The sequence below is a fragment of the Streptomyces sp. CA-106110 genome (assembly GCF_050936285.1).
GTDB lineage: Bacteria > Actinomycetota > Actinomycetes > Streptomycetales > Streptomycetaceae > Streptomyces.
In genome coordinates, this window is sequence record NZ_JBNJNB010000002.1 from 874,000 (window position 1) to 891,274 (window position 17,275).

The following is a 17,275-nucleotide window of genomic DNA, read 5'->3' on the forward strand; positions in this document are numbered from 1 at the left end:
TACGGCGGGATGTCGCCGCAGGGCGCCGGGCCGGGGACGCCGGAGGTGAGCGCCAAGTCCGACGTGATGGTTGAGCGCAGCGGTCCGGTGACGCGGGTGACGTTCAACCGCCCGAACAGCCTGAACGCATTCACTCCTCAGATGCTCACCACGGCAACGCAGGCCATCGAGGCGGCCGGCCGTGATCGGGGCGTGCGCGTGATCGTGGTCACCGGTGCGGGCCGGGCCTTCAGCTCCGGGGCCGACCTGTCCGCGCGGGCCGACCCCGACTACCAGGGCGGGCCGGCCACGATCAAGGGCGTGAACGGGTTGGTCCGCGCCCTGCGCACGGTACCCAGACCCGTGGTGGCCGCAGTCAACGGACCTGCTGCCGGCGGGGGTTGCTCAGTCAGCCTCGCCGCCGACTTCATCGTGGCGCGGGAATCGGCCTACTTCCTCCTCGCCTTCGCCAACGTGGGCCTGATGCCCGACGGCGGCGCCACCGCGCTCGTTCCCGCCGCCGTCGGCCGCGTCCGGGCCACCCGGATGGCGATGCTGGCCGAGCGGATTCCGGCGCCGCTTGCCATGGAATGGGGCCTGATCACACAGGCGGTGGCGGATGACTCCTTCGATTCCTCGGTGGACTCGCTGACCACCCGGTTGGCGAAGGGCCCGACTGCGGCCTTCGCACATACGAAGCACGCCTTCAGTGCTGCGGCGATCTCCCAGCTGGACCGGGCATTCGCCGTGGAGGCCGCCGGGCAGTCCGTGCTGACGGGCACGGCCGACTTCGCAGAGGGCCTCGCGGCCTTCGTGCAAAAGCGGGCCCCGGACTTCTCAGGCAGCTGATCCCGCGGGGTCGGTCCCGGGGCGGGACTGTCGTACACCGGAATCGTCTGCACGGCCGCTCGTCCAGGCCGTGCGGCCTCACGTTCAGGCCGCCGCCCGCCCCAACACTCATGTCCAGAAGGGCGACTATGTCGGCGGACGGTATCAATCACCGACCGGCTCGGTATTGGACGCGGAAATCACCGAAAAGTAGCGTAGAAACCGTCCGCGGAATGCCGACACGACAATTTGGCCGGTTGTCCCGCTGCCTTCAACCGGCCTACACGGCACGATCGATGAGGAGAAACAATGCGTATCGGCAACCTCTCGGACAGGCTCACTGTCTTCACCGAATCGGGAGCCGTCGATGTGCAGAAGGCCAGTCACGGACGGTTCGGCCCCGATCCCCAGTCCGTCTACGGGCGTTGGGACGAGTTTGTCGAGTGGGCCGGACAGGGGATCGGCACCGCCGACGCATCTGCCTTCGCAAGGGAAGACCTCGGGGCTCCCGCACCGCGGCCCACCCAGGTGTTCGGAATCGGTGCGAACTACCGTGCGCACGCTGACGAGGCCCGTCTGGAGACACCCGAGTTTCCGGTGGTGTTCACGAAATTCCCCACGTCGATCACCGGGCCGGTCGGCGACGTCGTGCTCTCCGGGCCGAAAGTGGACTGGGAGGCCGAGCTCGTCGTGGTCATCGGTAGGCTGGCGCGCAACGTCGCCACCGAGGACGCCTGGGGGCACGTCGCAGGATTGACGGTGGGCCAGGACCTGAGTGACCGCACCGAGCAGATGAAGAACCAGATGCCCCAGTGGAGCCTCGGCAAGTCCTTCCCAGGTTTCAGTCCCATGGGGCCGTGGCTGGTCACCCCCGACGAGTTGGCCGATCCTGACGACCTCCAGATCAGCTGCACCGTCAACGGCACGCAGATGCAGTTCGCCTCGACTTCCGCTCTCCTGTTCTCCGTGCCCGCCTTGATCGCGGAACTGTCGGCGAAGCTGCCTCTTCTGCCGGGCGACGTCATCTTCACCGGCACCCCGGGCGGAGTCGGCGCGACCCGCAAGCCCCCCGTCTATCTCAAGGCCGGTGACGAGCTCGTCACAACGGTCGAGGGCGTCGGCGAGCTCAGGCAGCGTTTCGTCGCCGCGTGATCCTGCGCGATCGGCACGACGTCCAGTAGCGAATCGGAAGAGGGAGACGGCCGGCATGACTCACGACGTCCGCCAGTTCGGCATGTTGATCGACGGACGCCTGGTACAGGAACGGGGCGCGCTCCTGGACATCCTCAACCCGGCGACCGAAGAAGTGGTGGCGCGGGTGCCGGACGCCACCGACGACCAGCTCGCGGCCGCAGCGGATGCCGCGGGCCGGGCCTTCACCACGTGGCGCTCCGTGCCCCTGGCGAAGCGGCGCCGCATCGTCCGCGCCATGGGCGGGGCGGTGCAGGAGAACCTCGACGAACTGACCGCCCTGCTCACCAGCGAACAGGGCAAACCTCTCTCCTCCGCCCGCAAAGAGGTGGAGAGCGTCGTGGCGTGGGCCGATTGGCTCGCCACGTGCGAGTTCCCGGAGGAGGAGACCCGGGAGAACGACACACACCGGCTCCGTATACGCAATGTCCCGCTGGGAGTCGTCGCGGCCATCGTGCCGTGGAACTTCCCGGTCGCGCTAGCATTTCGGAAAATCGGGCCGGCGCTGCTCACCGGTAACACGGTCGTCGTCAAGCCATCGCCCTTCACTCCTTTGACGATGCTGCGCTTCGCCGAACTGGTCCGGGACATCGTGCCCCCGGGAGTCGTCAACGTCATCAGCGGCGGAGACAGCCTCGGCCCCAGGCTGACGTCCCAACAGGGAATCCAGAAATTCTCTTTCACCGGATCCACCGTGACCGGGAAGAAAGTCATGGACGCGGCGGCGCGGCAGCTGGCCCGGGTCACTCTCGAACTCGGCGGCAACGACGCCGCCGTCATCCTTCCGGACGTGGACCTCGACAGCGTCGCCGACGCGATCTTCGAGTCGTGCTTCCGCAACAGCGGCCAGGTCTGCCTGGCGACCAAACGTGTCTATGTCCACGACGACATCTACGACGAGTTCGCCACGAGGCTCGTGCGTGTCGCGGCGCAGGCCCGGGTGGGCAACGGAATGGATGAGGGTGTGACACTCGGCCCAGTCCAGAACCAGGTGCAGTACCGAAGAATCGTCCAGCTGATCGAGCAGTGCGAACGCTCTGGACTGGCCTTCCTGCTCAAGGGGGAGGTCCCCGACGGGCCGGGATACTTCATCCATCCCACAATTCTGGACAACCCCCCCGACGCCGCCGCCGTCGTCTCGGAGGAGCAGTTCGGTCCGGTGGTCCCGCTGCTCCGCTTCCGGGACGTCGACGACGTCGTGGCAAGGGTGAACGATTCGGAGTACGGACTCGGTGGATCGGTGTGGAGCGCCGACCTGGAAGCCGCGAGCCGCATCGCCGAACGTATCGACTCCGGGGTCGTCTGGGTGAACGAGGCCCAACGCGTCCTGCCGAACTTTCCCGTGGCCGGGCACAAGGCGTCCGGAATCGGCAGCGAGAACGGGATCGAAGGTCTGCTGCAGTACACCAGCCCGCAGGTGATCTCGGTGCGCAAGCCCTAAGAGTCATCCCGTATTGGGATGCCACCCGATCAGTTCCCGTGTAGGTATACCGCCGTTGGGCGCGGCGTTTCCTGTGTGGGCGGCTGTTCCGACGTGGTCCTTGTGCCGCTGGTTCGCGGGTCGGGTCTCATTCGGGGTGGGCCGGTACCGGTCGGGGGTGTTTCGTCGAGCAGAGGCCTGCCGGCCGGGGATTCCCGGACCGTGGGCTGCCGCGTGGGTGCGGCCCCTGCTGGGGCGGCCACCGCGCTGCGGTTGACTCGACAGGGCTTCTTGCAGCCCTGGTGAGAACAAGATCTGTGTGGTGCGGGCCTGGACGGTGTCCAGGCCGGCCGTGCTGGGATCGTCTGGATCGGTGAGCCGGACGTGCGCGGCGAGGGCGGCGGAGACCATGTCGCGGTCGGCGACGAGGCCGCAGGAGGTGCAGGTGTGCACCCGGTCGGCGAGGCTTTTGCGCACCTCGGCGCCGCACAGGCAGGTCTGGGACAGCTTCGTGGTGAAGGTCGACGCGCGCAGCAGGCGGCCGTTCGCCTTCTCGCATTCTTTGCCGATCGCGGCGATGAGCCGGCCCGGTGTGGTGGCCTGCAGAGTCTTGCCCCACAGCCGGAACCAGGTGCGGATGTCGCAGTCTTCGACGGTCAGGTTGGCGCCATGAGCGCCAACGATCCGTTGGGCTATGCGACGTGCCCGGTGGTCTTTCGCCGCGGCGGTGGTGGCCGCGGCCTCGGCGAGCCTCGCCCGGTCAAGGCGGTAGCCGACCGAGAGGGTGTCCCTGCGGTATGCCTGTTTTGGCACTCCTGCCTTGTTCGCCGCCCGCGCGCCGCCCGGAACGTGAACGTGCCGTTCCAGGAGTCCGGCGGTCTTGCGTCGTGCGGCTCGGGCCTGCTGGCGTTTCGACGGCGCGTACTGGCCTGTGTTGGTGGCACGACGGGACCGGTCCAGGGCACGTTCACGGCCCCGTTCCTTGCGACGGGCCTTTTCGAGTGCGGCCCTCTCGGCGTCGGTGAGCTCGACCCTGGTCGAGCTCACCGCGCCGTCTGCGGGGTCGAAGGTGTCTGGGAAGGAGACGACGGACAGGTTGGAGACGTTGCCGTCGATCCCACCGACCCGGTCCAGGCCGGCTGCAGCAGCCCGCCGCGCCTTCGTAGCTGGGGACGCGTATCCGCTGGTGAGGACCATCAGGTGCGCCTCGTACGCCCACCCACCAGGAGACGAGGCGTCTCGGCGGCGGACCAGGTCCACCTTGTGCCACGTCGTCGGATTGTTCAAGAAGTGCACCAGCCGCGGCCAGCGGCCGACACCGGAAGGCAGCCGCACGGGCAGGACGAGGTCGCCGCGCTGGGAGTCGGCGCCGCCGGTGAACACCAGGGCGAGCGGGCCGGTGTGGTCCCACCATGTCGCAGCCCGTGTCTTCGGCTTTCCCTTCGCGGTAACGTCGCCGGTTTCGACACGCAGGGGTGGCACGGGCACAGGCATGCGTCGCGGCTGTGCGAGAACACTCGTCTGCGGCGCCAGCCCGGCTGCCCGTTCCGGCGTGGTGATGGTCGGGTCGAGGTCCCGGTGCCGGTAGGCGGTCAGATGCCCGGCAAGAGTGCCGTGCAGGCGGAACGTTTCCCACTTCCGCGCAGTGGTGTGCGAGCGGGCACGACCCGGGATGCGGGCGTAGTCCCACCAGGTACTGGTCTTCGGCCGCCCGAACCGCCGTCCGGATGCATCAGGAAACAGATGGCGGCTGACGCCTTCCCACACCTCATCGGCCTGATGCATCACCAAAGCTTTGGTGACGTGCCGGCCAAGATGCCTCGAGCGTTCCATGTGTCGGTACCCGCGACGTTCCATGCCCTCACGGGACAAGCCCAGCTCCACCCGCCAGGCCTTCGCGTCGTCCTGGCGGCGGACATCGCCGGCCCAGTACGCGTCGACCGCAGCCCGGGCATCACGCTGCAGCGCACGTTTGACCGACCACATCGCCCAATACAGCCGCTCCACCCGATGCCGGCTGTCGAGCCGGCTCACATCGAGCGGCAGCCGGATCACCGCAAGTTCGGTGTCGTCGCCGCGCGTCCACCGCTTGCCCTTGTTCTTTCCACGGAACCGGCGGGCAGACGCGTCAGAGGCAGGTGCAGCCTCGAGCAGCTCTGCACTCACGGCATCCCACCTCCTTTGTCCACGGCAACGGCGACGACCTGTCCGGCACTTGGCAGCTCCGGCGAGCAAGGCCAAAGCTACAGGCGTCCACTGACAACGGACGGGCAATGGCCCCGGACCTGGACTTTACGATGCACTCATGCGTCTAAGTCTCGTCCGCTGCAAGAACGTTGAGCTCCGTGCCTGGACCGGGCTCACCTGGCCGCAGATGAGATCCCTCGTTGAGCAGCTGTGGGAGCGGAAACTCGACGCCGGCCACGGCCGGAACCGGGCGCTTCCGTTCCCCGACCGGGTCCTGCTGCTCGTCCTCGCCTACCGGACCAACCTCACCATGCAGCAGATCGCGTCGCTGTCCGGCACGACCGACTCCACCGTGCACCGCGTGCTCTCCCGTTTGGCACCCCACCTTGCGGAACTTCTGGGACCACCACCGGCTGACCGGCGGGAGTTGCGGGTCGTCGACGGCACGCTCATCCCCGTCCACGATCAGTCCCGCACAGCTAAAAGCAAGAACTACCGGCGCAGCGCGAACGTCCAGGCCGTCTGCCGGCCACGGGACAGGCGCGTCGTCGCCGTGAGCGACGCATGGCCAGGGAATCGGAACGATGTGGTCGTATACCGGGAAACCCTCGGCCGGAGCCTTCCCGACCACCCGCGGATCTCCGGCGACGGCGGCTACCGCGGCTGCGACCAGATCAGAACACCACGTCGCGGACCAGACGGCCGCATCGTCAAAGATCGGACCTACAAACGGTTCCGGAAACGGCGAGCAGTAGCCGAACACACCATCGCACGCCTCAAAGACCATCAAATCCTGCGGCAATGCCGCCGCCGCGGCGACGCCATCAACCACGCCGTCGCCGGCGTCGCGGCGCTCCACAACCTGAACCTCGACATCAGGTAAATCAAGCCCCAGCAGCGGCGAGTCATGCGCCGCCCCACATTACGGGATATCTCTTAGTTGTCCCCCGTGTGCCGGTCGTCGGGGCGCGAATGCGCTGCGTACGGGCGCCACCGACGGACGCTGAACCCCCCTGACCTGTACGAGCCGAACAGGTCAGGACAGCAGGCTCACCAGTTGGATGAGCGAGTCGTAGTGATCCTGTGGCAGAGTGTCACGGGCACGCCCGCGGCCAGGCGACGTCGGACACCCTCCTCGGCGTGGCCTTATGGCCCTGCCGACCAGCGTCCGGAGGGACGTGTCACGCGGGCTGGGACTGCGATCGTACGGCACCAGGGCACGAAGGCGGTTGACTCAAGGCACTGAGCATCACTCGGTTTCCCTAAGCCTTGATCCACCGACGTAGTACCTGTGGACAAGTCTCAAGAAAGCGAGGAAGTGCCTTGTGACCTGCGATGATGGGAGTTCTTCAGGCTTCCAGCACGCACAATCAGCAAGGCACTTCCGAGATGCAAGTTTCCCATACGCCGGCGGCGGTCTCCGCTGCGTTCGACGACGCGAATCTGATCGCGCATGCCGGGCTGGTCCCGGTGATGCGGTTGGCTGAGCGATGCGGGCTCGCCCGTCTGACGGCGCAGAAGGTGAAGCTGAGCGGGGCGAAGAACAGCGCGGGCGCCGCGGCGGACGCCAAGGTCGGAAGCATCGTGGCCGGGATGGCGGCGGGTGCGGACAGCATCGACGACCTGGACGTCCTGCGGCACGGAGCGATGCCGGCCGTATTCCGGCAGGTCCGTGCCCCGTCCACGCTGGGCACGTTCCTGCGCGCGTTCACCCACGGTCATGCCCTCCAACTGCACGCGGTGCACCGCCAGTTCCTGGCCGCGCTGGCCGCGCACACCCCGCTGCTGCCCGGCGCGGGCGAGAAGGCGTTCATCGATGTCGACTCCACTCACAAACGCGTCTACGGCCGCACCAAGCAGGGTGGCGAGTACGGCCGGTTCAAGGGCATCCGCACCCTGCACCCCCTGCTCGCCACCATCTGCACCCCCACCTCCCGACCGGTGATCGCCACCGTGCGGATGCGCCGCGGCAAGGCAGCCGACTCCCGCGGCGCCCCGAAACTCGTCAGCGAGGCACTGGCCACCGCCCGTGAGGCCGGCTGCACCGGCCTGCGCATCCTGCGCGCCGACTCGCAGTTCTACAACGCCGGCGTCATCGCCGCCTGCCGCCGGGCCGGCGCCCGCTTCTCCCTCACCACCGGCATGAACCCCTCCATCAAACGGGCCATCGCCGCCATCGACGACACCGCCTGGCAGCAGATCACCTACCCCACCGCCGTGCCCGACCCCGACACCGGCGAGCTCATCTCGGACGCCGAAGTCGCCGAGATACCCGCCTACACCGCGTTCGCCGGCCGGAAGAAAGCAGACCGGGTCACCGCCCGCCTCATCGTGCGCCGGGTCCGCGACCTGGCCAAACCCAACACCATCGGCGAGCAGGGCGAACTCTTCCCCGCCTGGCGCTACCACCCGTTCTTCACCGACAACCCCGCCCCCACCCTCCAGGCCGAGCGGGAACACCGCCACCACGCCGTCATCGAGCAGGTCATCGCCGACAGCAAGAACTCCGCCCTGGCCCACCTGCCGTCCGGGCACTTCCACGCCAACGCCGCCTGGCTCACCCTGTGGGCCATGGCCTACAACCTGCTGCGGGCCACCGGCGCCCTGGCCTCCGCCTTCCACGCCAAAGCCACCACCGCCACCCTGCGCGCCCACCTCGTCCACGTCCCCGCCAGGATCGCCCGCTCCGCCCGGCGCCTCACCCTGCACCTGCCCCGCAACTGGCCCTGGCGGCATGCCTGGACGCAGCTGTTCGACACCCTGCACGCGCCGCCCGAACCCGCTTGACAGCCTCTGACCACCCCCGCCCGCCAGGGCACGACCGGAACCGAAACGTGGAAAAGCTGGGCAAACCAGCGGCTACCGCCTGCCCAACCACGACCACCGCACCGAATCCGGCTCACACACCACTCAGAAGATCACCCATGAACCAAGTCGGTGGATCGAGGCTAAGAGCGTGCGCGGATAGGCGGGTGTAAGGGCTGGATGCAGGTGCAGGCACGGGCCTGCGCGATCATGTGAGTTCCTACGCTCCGTGACCGTGGAGGCTCCGTGCCTGCGCTCCCATTATGGCTTGTCGATCCGCTCTGGCAGCAGTTCCGGGAACTGCTACCAGAGCGCGGTGAGTTCGCTTCCGACCACCCGCTGGGCTGTCATCGCCGACGCATCGGTGACCGCACTGTCTTCGACCGGCTCGTGCAGGTACTGGTGTTCGGCTGCGGCTACCGCAAGGTCGCCGACAACGCGTGCTCGGCGACGACCATCCGTACCCGCCGTCAGGAGTGGATCGAAGCTGGGGTCTTCGAACGCCTGGAGCTGCTCGTTCTGGAAGCCTACGACCGTTTCATCGGCCTACAGCTGTCGGATGTGCCAGTCGACGGCTGTCACTCAAAGGCCCCCTGCGGTGGTGAAGTTGCAGGCCCTTCGCCCGTGGACCGGCGAAAGGGCGGTATGAAACGCTCCACCGCAACAGACGCCGGCGGCATCCCGCTCGGCGCTGTCACCGCTCCCGGCAACCGGCACGACTCCCCGCTGCTGGGTCCCACCCTGGAGAGACTGGAACGTATCGGGCCGCTCCCGGAAAACGTCACGGTCCACCTCGACGCCGCCTACGGCACCGGCAAGGGAACCAGAACGGCAGCAGAGTACGGCCTGCGGGCACAGGTCGCGGTCAAGGGCGTGGCCGCACCGATCCAGAACACCAAACGATGGCCGGTGGAGCGCACGAACGCCTGGGGCAATCAATTCTTCAAGATCGCTCGCTGCACCGAACGCCGCACCGAAGTCATCGATGCGTACCTGTCGTTGGCCCACGCCATCATCACTCTGCGTCGCCTCATCCGCCGCGCGTGGACCCTCTACCGCTGGGACACACGCCCCCGGAAACGCCCCTGAACACCGCCTATCCGCGCACGCTCTAAGCCAGTCAGAGACGCTAGTGCCGCGCCCGAAACAAGTCGGACACGTCGTCGACGAGGGCGACCAGGGCCGACAGCGCCGGGCTGGGATCGTCTTCGCTCCAGGCCAGGGCCAGCGGCAGCGGCGGGATTTCCGGGACCGGCACGAGGACGACGCCCGGTAGCCTGATATGGCTCACCGAGAGCGGGACGAAACCGATCCCGGCGCCAGCGCCGACCAGTGACATGATGGTGTGCACATCGGGCGCCGACTGGATCACGTTGGGACTGAACCCGTGCTCGAGGAAGGCGCTTTGGACCACGTTGGGGACTGTGCCGCCGCGTTCCGTCAGATAGTTGATAACCAGTTCGTCGCGCAAGTCGCGCAGCTCGACGTGCGGGCGGTCCGCCAATGGGTGGTCGGCGGGCAACGCCACGGCCATGTCCTGCCGGACGATCTCCCGGACGGCGATCCGGGAGCCCTGCACCGGCAGCCGAACCAGGCTGGCGTCGATCTCGCCGCGGCTGAGTCTGTCGGAAAGGTCACTTCCGTGCACCGGGCCGACCACGTCCAGCCGCACGTTGGGGCGCTGCTCGCGGTACTTCCTGGTCAGCAGCATGAGTACCTCGTACGACGCGGGGCCGCTGAACCCCAGCCGGACCACACCGGTCCTCCCCGCAGCCACCTCCGTGGCCGCGCGCCGTGCCGCGTGCACGCCATGCACGGCACGGCGCGCCTCGTACAAGAACGCCTCGCCGGCAGGGGTGAGGGCGACGTGCCGGGTGGTGCGGAACAGCAACGTCGCACCCACATCGCGCTCAAGTCGCTTGATCTGCTGTGATAGCGGCGGCTGAGCGATGTGTAGCCGCTCCGCGGCCCGGCGGAAGTTCAATTCCTCGGCTACAGCGATGAACGCTTCGATGTGCCGGAGCTCCATGAACCAGCTCCCCTCGTCCTGACGGCCACCCGACGGGGCGGCGACCACTCCGCCCACGGTCAGGCCGGCCTGGCCGGCACACACCCACGAAGTACTTGCCTGGTCAAGTAGATCCCGAGATGCTCGTCTGCGCAAGAGGCCCAGGTGCCTTGTCGGAAACGCCGGGCAGAGGCCACTGCCGCTCGGCGGCCAGGCCGCGGAGCCGACGCGTCTCTGACCGGCTTAGGGAAACCGAGTAATGCTCAGTGCCTTGAGTCAACCGCCTTCGTGCCCTGGTGCCGTACGATCGCAGTCCCAGCCCGCGTGACACGTCCCTCCGGACGCTGGCCGGCAGGGCCATAAGGCCACGCCTAGGAGGGTGTCCGACGTCGCCTGACCGCCGACGCGCCCGTGACACTCTGCCACAGGATCACTACGACTCGCTCATCCAACTGGTGAGCCTGCCATCCCACCGGACGGCCTTGGGACCTGGCATGGGTTCGGGTTCGGCGCCCCGGCCTGGCCGCTCGGTGTGCTGCGGAGGGCGGCCGAGGATGCCGGGGGCCGGCTGCCCTGCGTGGTCGTCAGCTCTCCGCAAGGAAGGCGTCGATGCGGGAGAAGACCTCCTCCGCGTTGTCGCGCACCGCCATGTGGCCCACATTGGGGATGAGCTCGAATCGAGCGTTGGCGAACGCCTCGGCGTGGATCCGGCCCTCCTCGGCGGTGACCACGTCGTCGTCCTCGCCCCAGAGCACCAGGACGGGGATCTTGACGCGCGGAAGGCGGCGGAGCAGTTTCGGGTCCCACACGAGCGGCCCGCCGTAGGCGAAGATGGTCTTCAGGAGGTCGTCATCGGGCAGCATCGGGTCTCCCGGCGGGGGCACCCTTGAGGGAGCGGAGCCGGCGGCGTCGATGAGGATCAGGCGGCCTATGCGCTGGCCCCGATCGCGAACAGCCAGTTCGGAGGCGACCCAGCCACCGAAGGAGGTGGCGACGACCGTGACGTCGGTCAGCCCCTCGTCCTCCAGCAGGTCCAGGTAGGTGAGGGCAAGGTCGTCGACACCGGAGAACCAGTCCGGCCGGGAGGTCCCGTCCCAGCCGGGGTGGGTCGGTGCCAGAACCTGGTGATCACGCGCGAAGTGCTCGACGATCGGGGCGGCAGTGGTGGGACCATGACCCGCGTGCAGGACGAGGGCGGGCTTGCCGGCACCGGCCTTCGTCAGGCTCAGCGGCAGGTCCGGGTGGACCTGGATCACCTGTTGGGTCTTCTCCATGGGCGGTGGCCTCCTAAGTCAATCCGATTTCAGTGAATTCCGGGTCGTCGACGAGTCGAGTTCCTCCGCACCCCGGCCTTACGACGCCCGCCTTGGTCCGGCCCCGTACAAGATCCGTACACGTATGGCAGCGGGGATTACGCGCCGGCCTGGTCTGCGACCATGTCCGACCGATTCGGCGGCTGTACCGCTCCGGCGGCCGGCCTCTGCTCGGTATGCCGGAGGCTGCACCGTCGTGGTCGCTCTCGCCGGCGGCGCCTGCGGACACGGGAGGGGCGGGATCCGGCGTCAGACACGCTCGAAGACGGTGGCGTTCGCCTGTCCGCCACCCTCACACATCGTCTGCAGCCCGTACCGGCCACCGGTGCGATGCAACTCATGTACGAGCTTCGTGGCAAGGATCGCGCCTGTGGCTCCCAGGGGGTGCCCGAGCGCGATCGCACCACCGTTGACGTTGGTCTTCTCCAGCGATGCCCCAGTCTCGTGCGCCCAGGCCATCGGGATGGACGCAAAGGCTTCGTTGACTTCGAACAGATCGATGTCGTCGATGCTCAGGCCGGAGCGGGCCAGCGCGGCCGCGGTCGCCGGGATCGGGCCGGTGAGCATGTAGACGGGGTCGTCGCCGACCACGGTGAGAGTGTGCACGCGCGCGAGCGGTGTCAGGTGGTGCGTGCGAACGGCCTGCTCGGACGCGACCAGCAATGCGCCGGCACCGACGGACATCTGACTGGACACCGCCGCCGTGAGCGCTCCGCCTTCCCGGATCGTCCGCAGTTTCGCCATGGCCTCCAACGAGGTGTCCCGGCGCGCGCCCTCGTCGGTCTCGACGCCGGCGAGGGGGGCGATCTGCCCTGCGAAGCGGCCCTCGTCGATCGCCCGCACCGCCCGCCGGTGGCTTTCCACGGCGAACCTCTCCATGTCCTCGCGGCTGAAGCCCCACTTCTCGGCGATCAGCTCGGCCCCGCGGAACTGTGAGATCTCCTGGTCGCCGTAACGTCTCGCCCATCCCTCGCCGCGCCGCTGAGTGCCGAGTTCCCTCAGGACGATGGTGTTCGCGTTCATCGGCACCATCGCCATGTTCTCCACCCCGGCGGCGATCACGAGGTCCTGGGTCCCCGAGATCACCGCCTGGGCGGCGAAATGCAGCGCCTGCTGCGAGGATCCGCACTGTCGCTCGACGGTCACGCCGGGCACGCTCTCCGGCAGGCCCGCCGAGAGCCACGCGGTGCGGGCGATGTCGCCGAACTGAGATCCGAGCTGGGTAACGCACCCCATGATGACGTCTTCGACCGCCGACGGGTCGACACCGGCCCGCTCGACGACCGCGCGCAGCACGTGTGCTCCGAGATCGGCAGGGTGCATACCTGTCAACGCGCCCTTGTGGGTCCCGACAGGCGTACGTACCGCGCTCACGATGTACGCCTCACTGGTGACTGGCATGGGCGCGTCCTTCCTTGTGGTGGTCTGCATCGTTTCGGGCTCCGCAGTCCGGTGCGTGGGGGTCGGGCGACCTTGCGTCTGACCGTGCACTGTGGTGCCGCTTCGTCAGAGCCCTGTCCCGGGCAGCGCGGTGCACAGCCCGCTCGCTGCCGTGCGTGGCGGGACCCACCGTCCGCGGCAGTTCGGCAAGGGCACGGTGAGGGTGGGCGGTGACTGTCTTCGTCCACGGTCGACCGACCGGGGGCTGCCAGCTGTTGCTTGATTTCTCAGCGAATGTCGCCAACTGCCGTCGTTTGTTGGCAGGTTGGGGGGTGTCCGGTCGGCGAGAGCCAAGCCGTTCGGGCGCTCAGGTCCTGCGGCGGCAGGTTAAAAGCGCCTCGTTCGCGGGCTTTGGCCCGTCGTCGCCGGGAGCGGCTCGGAGACGTAAAACCGAACGTGGAGCCGGTGTAAGACCAGGTGTATGCCAGGCGGTCGGCTGCGAAGCGTGTGCCCATGGCCTCCCTCCTTTCGGGTGGGTACGGGACTTCCGCCCCGGAATGGATGGATCGCTGAGGCGTGCCTATGTCTCGGTGAGCGGTTCAGTGCGAGTCGGCCATGAGCTCGGCGAGGTCGTCGGGCCGGATCAGCGACGGCGGCATCGCCGGGCTCCACAGACTGCCCGGCTCGAACACCCCCGGCTTCCAGACCTGGTCATCGGTGATCTCGTCCATGTCGGAGTAGTACTCGGTCATGTTCCCCGCAGGATCACGCAGGTAGTAGAAGTAGTTAGCGCCGACCCAGAAGCGCCCCATGCCCCACGTGTGCCGCTCGGGGTGGCCCTCCAGGGCGGCCTTCACCCCGCGGCCGATCTCATCGACGTCGGAGAGCTCCCAGGACGTGTGGTGCATGTAGTTCACCGGCCCGTGACCGACCACGATGTTGTGGTGGTCGGTGGAACACCGCATGAACGTGGCCGCGTCCTTGATCTCGTCACTGAGCTTGAAGCCCAGGCCCTCGGTGAAGAACTTCTGGGTCGTTGCCGACTCCACCGATGCGATCATGATGTGGCCGAGCTTGCGGGGACGTGCCGGGTCCGTGCGCAGAAGAGCCGGTGCACGGAAGTTGGGCAAGTGCCGCTCCGCGACCGGCTTGGCCGGTACCTGGGGCGCGACCGACACGGTCACTTTGACACCAGTGATCGGTTCGTTGGTGGTGAGCTGCTCGCCGTCGATCCGGCTCTCTACGCCGAGACGTTGGAGTGACGCACCGATCCGGCCGAGATCGTCCGGGTCCTCTGCGCCGATCCCCAAAGAGAGTAGCCGCCGCACGGGGGCGTGGACGATCTTCAGCTGCCGCGGACCACCATCCACGGTCCCGAACCAGTGCTCGTTCGGATCGTTGGACGGCTGCGGCAGGAGGCCGAACTGGGTATAGAACTCAACCGTCTCGGCGATGTTCGGGACACCCATGGTGATATCGGTTAGACGATGCAGGGACATATCGGACTCCTTAAACAACTGAGAAAGAAATGCTCACAGGGTCACCGGTCGGCACCCTCGTTTTAGGGAGATTCATGCGTCACGGGCTTGGGACATGTGACTGATTCGAGCTCCGGCTGTGCTTTCCGAAGGGGCAAACGAACCCTCCCCCGTCGCACCGCACTGCAGTTTAGCTGTATTTGAAGCAAGCGGCTGATACGAAGTAGACGGTGATTGATATCTTTCGGCTACACATTCCCGGGGGAATCCGTGCCGCTCGGCGATCAGCAGGCGAGGGTCACTCGGCGGCAGCGGTGTGCAGGATCTGGTTGAAGGCGCCGGAGAGCACGGCTACCGGGTCGTCGACCGATGCGATGGAGCGGAACGCGACATGCCCGTCGGGACGGACCAGCACCGCGCCCGTGGCGGAGATCTCCCGCTGCTTCAGCCACGCCAACCGGATGTCGACGAAGTCCACCGTGCCGAGGCCGACCCTGGCCGCTCGCAGCGGGAGCTTCCGCTGCTCGGCAATCTTGGTGGCGGCCTCCACCCAGTCCTGACCGTCCTCGCCGGCGATGAGGGCGAAGTGCCCACCGTGGATCAGTTCGCGCAGGGCCACCCGATCGCGGGCGCGCTCCACCCAGGCGTGCGGCATGGGGTGCCCGGGCCGGGTGCTGGGCTGGTAGAGACGGATGTCGTCCACCGGGACCGGTGCGGGGGTGCCGTCGCCGACGATCGCGGCGGAGTCGTAGGTGTATCCGTAGTCGGTGTTGAGCTGGTGATATTCCAGTGTCCGGTTGCCCAGCCACTGGGAAAGCGCATGCCGGCGCTCGGCCGCACCGGGGCCGTCCTCCCAGAACAGGCGCAGCGCGGCCCAGTTCTCCTCGACGGTCTTGTCCGGCGATACGCCCATCGCCTCGGCCATTCCGGCGTGGCTGTAGGCGGCCTTGGTGGAGGTCTCGATGTTGGCCTGGTTGACCGGGCGCCGCTCAGTGTTGTACGTCTCGAGCAGGTCGCCCCCGGCGCGGCCGGCGAGAACGGCGGCGAGCTTCCAGCACAGGTTGTAGGCGTCCTGGACGGCGGCATTGAGGCCGAGTCCGCCGGTGGGCGAAACCTTGTGCGCGGCGTCACCGAGCATGAACACCCTGCCTGAGCGGAAGTCGTCGGCGAGGATGCTCTCCATCCACCACTCCCCCACACCGAGCAGTTCGATGTCGACATCGGGGATGCCCAGCGCCTCGCGCCCCCACTGCAGCATCTTCTCCGGCTGCGAGGCGTCGAGGTCTGCACCGGAGACGTGCAGCACCCACCCCCGGGAGTTGCGACCCCACTCCGGGCCCTGTGGCACCAGCACCCCACCCCAGTCCAGATGCTGCGGGAACTCGGGGTTGAAGACCCACATCATGACCGCGTCGTCCGCCTCCGCCAGATACGGCGAAAGGTCCATCGAAACATACAAGTTGATCAGCTTCTGGATCTTGTGCGCGCCGCTGAGCTTGATGCCGGCCAGTTCCCCCACGGTCTTTCCGGCGTCGGCTCCCAGAAGGTAGGAGGACCGGACGGTGTAGGTTTCGCCGGTGTCGTGGTTGAGGATCGTGGAGGTCACCCCGTCGGCGTCCTGTTCCAGGTCCACCAGCTCGTGGTGGAAGCTGACGGTCGCCTGGGGGTACTGCTCCGCCTGCTCCTTGAGGATGGGCTCGACCCGCAGCAGGGACAGGTTCGTCGCGGGCTCGGGGCTGGCGCCGACGTAGTCCGGGTCGACGTAGCCCCCACCCCATGCCTCGATGAACCCGATGCGGCGTCCGTGGCCGTCCTGCGGGCCGCCGCCGGCGAGTCCGGAGTACCACCCAAGACCCCTCATGTTCTGCGGAGTGGTGCCCTGCGCCCGGATGTGGGAGGCAACGCCCATGTCGGCGAAGATCTCCATGCTGCGCTGGTTGAGGATGTGCCCCCGCGGCAAGCGCGTCGTGCTCGGGTAGCGGGTCACCAGCAAGGACTCGACACCGAGACGGGACAGCAGAATCGAGGAAGTCAGCCCTGCGCCACCCCCACCGACAATCAGGACGGGAACTTCTACGTCGAACTCCTTTGCCATCATCCAACACTCCCTTGTGTCAATAACAGCCGATGAATATTTCCGGAATGGGACAACCGGAAGTATTTCCAGGCAGAGAAAACGTCGGCGGCATGGGGGGAGAACCCGCCGGCTACGGTACCTGCTGCAGCGGTTGTCACGTCTGACGCACCGACGCGTTCGCGACCTGCACAGTGCCACGACCCTAGGGCGGCCTCGGCGAGCTGTCCAAAACCAATGTGCTCTGTGATTGATATCCCTACCGGGCATAATTTCGCCGGGTGCCGTCCGGGCAGCGGACCAATGCGCCCGCTAGCGCCAAACCCGGGCGGGAGCGGCGGTTTGCCCCGCTCCAGCGCATGGGGTGTTCACACGACGTCCGTCGCGCTCTCCTCGACCGAGGGCCGTACCCGCCTGTCCGCGGCGGCTATGTCAGCAACAGGTATCAATCGCGCGGCTGGTTGATGTTGGACGGTCCCGCACGGGTGCCCATAGCGTCCGGAAGGCCCTGCCGTACCGCGGGTGACTGGGATCGATCGGGTGCTCGTGAAAGTTGCCAGCGATGGGCGAGATCCTTGCCGACGGCCGACTACCGGACTGCCGGCACCCATC

General features: G+C 67.6%; 12 protein-coding genes. 6 read left to right on the forward strand and 6 right to left on the reverse strand.

The window, feature by feature from the left end:
- Positions 1-45: 45 nt before the first annotated feature.
- The 3 genes from ACQEXA_RS61610 to ACQEXA_RS61620 all read left to right on the forward strand — a co-directional run bounded on the left by ACQEXA_RS61610 (position 46) and on the right by ACQEXA_RS61620 (position 3,439).
- Positions 46-828, forward strand: a complete 783-nt coding sequence (locus ACQEXA_RS61610; protein WP_433135355.1) for an enoyl-CoA hydratase-related protein — start codon at positions 46-48, stop codon at positions 826-828.
- A 288-nt stretch (positions 829-1,116) separates the two neighbouring features.
- A complete protein-coding gene (locus ACQEXA_RS61615) occupies positions 1,117-1,959 on the forward strand; it encodes a fumarylacetoacetate hydrolase family protein (protein WP_433135356.1) in 843 nt (280 codons plus the stop codon).
- Between the two features lie 55 nt (positions 1,960-2,014).
- Positions 2,015-3,439 (forward strand): aldehyde dehydrogenase family protein, encoded by a 1,425-nt coding sequence (locus ACQEXA_RS61620; RefSeq protein WP_433135358.1) that lies wholly within the window; start codon positions 2,015-2,017, stop codon positions 3,437-3,439.
- 3 nt (positions 3,440-3,442) lie between these two features.
- Here the strand turns inward: ACQEXA_RS61620 and ACQEXA_RS61625 are convergent, their stop codons facing one another.
- Entirely contained in the window at positions 3,443-5,584 is a 2,142-nt protein-coding gene (locus tag ACQEXA_RS61625) for a zinc ribbon domain-containing protein (protein WP_433135359.1), read from the reverse strand.
- 139 nt (positions 5,585-5,723) lie between these two features.
- Here ACQEXA_RS61625 and ACQEXA_RS61630 point away from each other — a divergent pair, with 139 nt between their 5' ends.
- From ACQEXA_RS61630 to ACQEXA_RS61640, 3 genes are all read left to right on the forward strand, one after another.
- Positions 5,724-6,488, forward strand: a complete 765-nt coding sequence (locus ACQEXA_RS61630; RefSeq protein ID WP_433135360.1) for a transposase — start codon at positions 5,724-5,726, stop codon at positions 6,486-6,488.
- A gap of 506 nt (positions 6,489-6,994) precedes the next feature.
- Positions 6,995-8,392, forward strand: a complete 1,398-nt coding sequence (locus ACQEXA_RS61635; protein ID WP_433135361.1) for an IS1380 family transposase — start codon at positions 6,995-6,997, stop codon at positions 8,390-8,392.
- A gap of 264 nt (positions 8,393-8,656) precedes the next feature.
- The gene (locus ACQEXA_RS61640; RefSeq protein ID WP_432920252.1) at positions 8,657-9,499 is read left to right on the forward strand and encodes an IS5 family transposase; all 843 of its coding nucleotides are present in this window, start codon (positions 8,657-8,659) and stop codon (positions 9,497-9,499) included.
- 40 nt (positions 9,500-9,539) lie between these two features.
- Here ACQEXA_RS61640 and ACQEXA_RS61645 read toward each other — a convergent pair whose 3' ends face one another.
- The 5 genes from ACQEXA_RS61645 to ACQEXA_RS61665 form a co-directional block, all read right to left on the reverse strand.
- Positions 9,540-10,439, reverse strand: coding sequence for a LysR substrate-binding domain-containing protein (locus ACQEXA_RS61645; protein WP_433135362.1), 900 nt, complete (start codon positions 10,437-10,439; stop codon positions 9,540-9,542).
- A 563-nt stretch (positions 10,440-11,002) separates the two neighbouring features.
- Positions 11,003-11,692 carry an alpha/beta fold hydrolase gene (locus tag ACQEXA_RS61650; protein ID WP_433135363.1) on the reverse strand — a complete coding sequence of 230 codons (690 nt, stop codon included), beginning with the start codon at positions 11,690-11,692 and terminating at the stop codon, positions 11,003-11,005.
- Between the two features lie 288 nt (positions 11,693-11,980).
- Entirely contained in the window at positions 11,981-13,132 is a 1,152-nt protein-coding gene (locus ACQEXA_RS61655; RefSeq protein WP_433135364.1) for an acetyl-CoA C-acetyltransferase, read from the reverse strand.
- 578 nt (positions 13,133-13,710) lie between these two features.
- Positions 13,711-14,610 carry a VOC family protein gene (locus ACQEXA_RS61660; protein ID WP_433135365.1) on the reverse strand — a complete coding sequence of 300 codons (900 nt, stop codon included), beginning with the start codon at positions 14,608-14,610 and terminating at the stop codon, positions 13,711-13,713.
- A 277-nt stretch (positions 14,611-14,887) separates the two neighbouring features.
- Positions 14,888-16,687, reverse strand: a complete 1,800-nt coding sequence (locus ACQEXA_RS61665; RefSeq protein ID WP_433135366.1) for an FAD-dependent monooxygenase — start codon at positions 16,685-16,687, stop codon at positions 14,888-14,890.
- Positions 16,688-17,275: the final 588 nt, after the last annotated feature.